Here is a 4,325-nt window from a genome sequence, read left to right as displayed (position 1 = left end):
ATACGAAATCCATCGATCACAATATCTTGCGTTGCACCAAACAAGGCGATCAAAAAGGCCGCTATATAAGTCTGCGAATAATTTTCAAGCGGATCTGTAAAGCCTAGCCATATAATGCTTCCGGCAAGAAAAATTTGAGATAAAATCAACCAACTTCGCCGCTGCCCAAGCAATTTATTCAGGATAGGTAATTTCGCCTGATCAATAATTGGTGACCATAAAAATTTGATTGTGTACGGAAAGCCCGCGGCTAATAAAAGGCTAATTTCACTGGGACTAAGTTCAATTTTCGACACCCAGTAGCTTAGGGCCCCTGTTAACACGCCGTATGGAACACCAGAAGAAAACCCTAAAAACAATATAGCAAACACTGTCGGTTTAAAATAAACCTTAATCGCTTCTAGGCCTGATTTTTCTTGAATTTCTGTTTCGGACAATAGGCGCACTCTGAATTATTGTTTATCACAAAGTGGCTTATCATTATGGCAACGTCAAGACCATATTATTTTTACATTGACCTGATCCATGATTTTAATTGGATTATTTGGCTTTTAAACATAGCGGCATCATTTTTAAGGCATGCTAAAAAGAATAGACCATGAAGCGCCGCCATTAAACGATCACCCTGATTAACGGCACTCTGGGTTTTAAGCATGTTGACAAATTGTTCATCAATCCAGTTTTTTTGTTAATTTAGCAAACCTTCTGCTGCATCCGATAGGTCAGTATCCATGTTTCTCAGAGCACAATAAAGATTGAACATAGCACTACCATTTTCAGCAATGTCATCGGCATTATCAAAAAAATCATCAAGATACAGACTTAAACGCTGCCTTGAATTCATATTTTCTTCGTATTCTGCAAGCTTCTTTTTCATATCAGCCGTATAAGCTTTAAGAACTTTTAAGCAGCATTTTTCTTTTGATCCAATGGCATCATCAAATTCCTCAATACTTAAATTAGCTTGTTGAAAAATATCTTCCACAGTGGTTTTATGATACCCATTCTGCTGGAAAGCTATTTTAGCTGCTTTAACGATAGCATTTGATGCCGTTCTTTTATTCATGTTCTACCTCTATTATCTCACACTATTTACCGAATTATAGACATACGTAAATCGTGCTTAAAATAAACGAAAAAATACTGAAAACACACTGACTAAGATTACTGTTATAAAACAAGGATATGAAAATTTTCTTATCATTTTTTTAAAATGCAATCTATTTTTCAAATTAGATAATATCAAACAAGTAAAAACAATAAAAAAAGCCGCTGAAAATCAGCGGCTTTAAATAACGTAAAATTCAAAAAGAATTAAGCAGCAGCTAATTTCTTTTTGATATTTTTCTTTAAGCGTCTTGCTTTTAGTGAAAGAACAGCATCGTTAGCTTTCACTAGAAAATTGTCCAAACCACCGTTATGCTCAACACTGCGAAGTGCATGCGCAGAAATCTTCATTTTAACAGACTGACCAAGTGCATCACTCATCAAAGTTACTTTTGTAAGATTTGGACGGAATTTACGACGGGTTCTGTTAAGCGCATGGCTCACATTATTACCGCTCATTACAGCTTTGCCTGTTAATTCACATACTCGTGACATCGTCTTTTCCTTAACTTAAATTCTTATGTTTAGTGGCTTTATTCACAATTCACTATTAGAATCGTTAAAAGCCCTTATAAAACTTGAAAGCGGTATATAGGGGATCGAATGAAATACGTCAAGAAATATAAGTTAAAAATGCATAAAAATATTATATTCTTCCTGACATATAGATAAGGTATTTTACATATTTTTTCAAATAAAAGGCGCCTCGCCATTTATGACGAAGCGCATATTTTTTTATCATTGATCTAATTATCTTTCTTATAGATAACTTAACCACCAATCTTTACGTGTTCGTTTAATCTCGGCGACCCATTTACAAAATGGATAAAGAATTGCAATGACAAGTCCCCAAATTAAATACACTTCTAACAATCCAACACCGTATCCTTTTGGATATAAAGGAAAGAAATGCATCATCTGATTAAATTCAAACCCTTGCAACATTCCCAAACCTACACTCAATGCATGTATTAGATATAAATGAGCGATATAAAATGCGAAGGGAACTCTACCAAACATTACTAGAACATTCTTTATCGGCCCTTTTAATTTATCAGCAAAAGAGCAAACTATCGACATTACGCCAAGTGTCGCAAGTATATAAAGAAAGCTTGCTGGATATTTGCTAACGTTCATGAAATCAAAAATTGTTGCCTGAAGACCATAATCCTGCACCTGCCATGGATTAGGGTCACCGTAACCACCTGTGAAGCGAATAGCAAAAAACGCAGCAACAAAGATCAAACCAATTTTAAGTAAAAGAGTATTCCTTTCTTTTGGTGCCTTTTTAAAAATGGAAGAAGAACCATAACCCAACAACATAATACCAACACAAGGCAATAATGGATAAACTGTATTAATATAGAACTGACCAAATATAACCGTGTTCTGACTGTGTAATGTTGTCCAGAATGCATCTGTACCTTCGCCAAACAATGTTCCAACAGGCCATATACCATCTAATAGATTATGATAACTGATAATCGCAGCACCTAATACCAAACATACTTTAGGGCCAAAAAATTGGGCCCCCGCTAAGAAAATCATACTCGCTCCTAATGCCCAAATTACCTGCAAAGGAACTATGGTAAGCCCCCCAATTGCAGCTTCACCTAAAGGAGTAAATGTCCAAGCAGTCGCGACGATTGTAATTTCCATTAAAATTAACCAAAGTCCACGTTTAAATACAAAAGCACTTATCTCATTTTTTGAACGGCGGTCAGTCATTAAACCAACTGATGTACCAGCAAGAAAAATAAATACTGGTGCGCAAAAATTTGTTATCCACCTCGTTATATATAATCCCAAACTGATATCAGGCTGCGCGATCGGGTCCTGAACCCCACCAACCATCATATAATCCCGAACATGATCAAGCGCCATTATAAGTACTACAAGTCCCCTGACGATATCTATATTGGTCAACCGATATGATCGCTTATCCACATTCTCATTTGCGGCATATAAATCCATTGCTGGAACAAATACGGGCCCTTGTACTTCACTTGATACTTCTCTTTTCTTTAAAGCAGTCATTTTATTATCCTTAAAATTATCTGTTGTTTATTTCACAAGGATATATTTATAGAGATCCTAATTTCTATGCTTGAGGAGAACTTGGATAATCAATGAATGTTTGTAGAATTTTGTTGGAGAAGAGTTGAAGAAAACATGAAGAGGCGAAATAATGGCTGTATATCTAGTTTTATTTTAGAAAATCCTGATCATTTCAAATTTGACTTTTTTGATTGAATTATACCATAATTCACACGGGAGCATAAAAAAGAGAGGGAAAAATATGAATATTAAAAGATTTTGGCTGTCAATAATTCCGGCTTATATCGCTATGTCAGTCGTTGGTGCCTTAGGCACGATGTTGCTAATTGAGCCACTTGAAAGCTTTATGGCGCTTGGACGACCAGAAGCAGAGCTTGCGCAAATGATGCCATATACAATAATGGCTTATTTAGTAATGACCGTTTTATATGCATATGTATATGTCGAAATGCGAAAAGACGGCAGCATAAAGGAAGGTGCAAAAATTGGCGCTGTAATAGGCATGATTATTTCGTGTTTAACTTGGGTTTATTATAGCATGCTGCCTTTTGAAATACCGGCAGTACTCGTCGATAATGTCATAAATATTACTTCAAGTATGGCTGGCGGCATTATGTTTGCTATTATTTATAAACCAATTGAAAAATAATTAATTTTTCAGCAGTTTATCAATTAACCTCTCGGCTGCCTGTCTGGAGGTTAATTCATTTTTGCCAACTTTTTGCTCAAGTATAGAAATATCGGCTTCATTTTTCGATTTAATATTTGCAATTAATAAATCGCTTATGTCAAACCAAATACTATCGATTGATTGCTGATTGCGTCTCGCATTAAATTCACCACTTTCAATCATAGTCATTTTAAATTCTAAAACCTTTTGCCAGACATCTTGAATACCTTGGTTTTTTAAGGCACTGATTTCAAGCGTGTCCACAGTCCAATTTTCAGACTTTTGTTTCACTAAATGCAGCGCGTTTTTAACGTCTGATGCCGCAATTTGCGCCGCCGCTTTAAAATCACCATCCGCCTTATTTATAAAGACTAGATCAGCGAGTTCCATAATTCCTCGTTTAATACCTTGTAATTCATCTCCTCCGCCAGGCGAGAGCAACAAGACAAACATATCTACAAGATCTGCTACGGCGACTTCTGATTGGCCT

General features: G+C 35.9%; 5 protein-coding genes and 2 pseudogenes. 1 reads left to right on the top strand and 6 read right to left on the bottom strand.

Annotated features, from left to right (window positions below):
* From ACTF6W_RS00250 to ACTF6W_RS00230, 5 genes and pseudogenes are all read right to left on the bottom strand, one after another.
* A pseudogene (locus ACTF6W_RS00250) lies at positions 1 to 437 on the bottom strand (AmpG family muropeptide MFS transporter); the annotation flags it as partial.
* Positions 438 to 508: 71 nt separating this feature from the next.
* Complete coding sequence (locus tag ACTF6W_RS00245) at positions 509 to 655, bottom strand: hypothetical protein (protein ID WP_438992530.1); 147 nt, start codon at positions 653 to 655, stop codon at positions 509 to 511.
* Between the two features lie 33 nt (positions 656 to 688).
* Complete coding sequence (locus tag ACTF6W_RS00240; protein ID WP_438992529.1) at positions 689 to 1,066, bottom strand: TetR/AcrR family transcriptional regulator; 378 nt, start codon at positions 1,064 to 1,066, stop codon at positions 689 to 691.
* A gap of 248 nt (positions 1,067 to 1,314) precedes the next feature.
* The gene (gene rpmB, locus ACTF6W_RS00235; protein WP_249036891.1) at positions 1,315 to 1,602 is read right to left on the bottom strand and encodes a 50S ribosomal protein L28; all 288 of its coding nucleotides are present in this window, start codon (positions 1,600 to 1,602) and stop codon (positions 1,315 to 1,317) included.
* Positions 1,603 to 1,866: 264 nt separating this feature from the next.
* On the bottom strand, positions 1,867 to 3,144 hold the full coding sequence (locus ACTF6W_RS00230; protein ID WP_438992528.1) for a DUF1624 domain-containing protein: 1,278 nt from the start codon (positions 3,142 to 3,144) through the stop codon (positions 1,867 to 1,869).
* A 262-nt stretch (positions 3,145 to 3,406) separates the two neighbouring features.
* On the opposite strand from ACTF6W_RS00230, the gene ACTF6W_RS00225 reads away from it, so the two are divergent.
* Entirely contained in the window at positions 3,407 to 3,814 is a 408-nt protein-coding gene (locus ACTF6W_RS00225) for a hypothetical protein (RefSeq protein WP_438992527.1), read from the top strand.
* On the opposite strand, the pseudogene ACTF6W_RS00220 reads toward ACTF6W_RS00225, so the two are convergent.
* A pseudogene (locus tag ACTF6W_RS00220) lies at positions 3,815 to 4,325 on the bottom strand (methylmalonyl Co-A mutase-associated GTPase MeaB); the annotation flags it as partial.

Source organism: Pseudemcibacter sp. (genome assembly GCF_965661635.1).
Lineage (GTDB): Bacteria > Pseudomonadota > Alphaproteobacteria > Sphingomonadales > Emcibacteraceae > Pseudemcibacter.
The sequence above is the reverse complement of the archived record's forward strand: the minus strand, read 5'-3'. Positions and strand labels throughout refer to the sequence as shown.

Bases quoted from the DNA above. Each gene is read 5' to 3' on its own strand.
- ACTF6W_RS00225 (WP_438992527.1), top strand. From the start codon at position 3,407: ATGAATATTAAAAGATTTTGGCTGTCAATAATTCCGGCTTATATCGCT.
- rpmB (WP_249036891.1), bottom strand. From the start codon at position 1,602: ATGTCACGAGTATGTGAATTAACAGGCAAAGCTGTAATGAGCGGTAAT.
- ACTF6W_RS00230 (WP_438992528.1), bottom strand. From the start codon at position 3,144: ATGACTGCTTTAAAGAAAAGAGAAGTATCAAGTGAAGTACAAGGGCCC.
- ACTF6W_RS00245 (WP_438992530.1), bottom strand. From the start codon at position 655: ATGCTTAAAACCCAGAGTGCCGTTAATCAGGGTGATCGTTTAATGGCG.
- ACTF6W_RS00240 (WP_438992529.1), bottom strand. From the start codon at position 1,066: ATGAATAAAAGAACGGCATCAAATGCTATCGTTAAAGCAGCTAAAATA.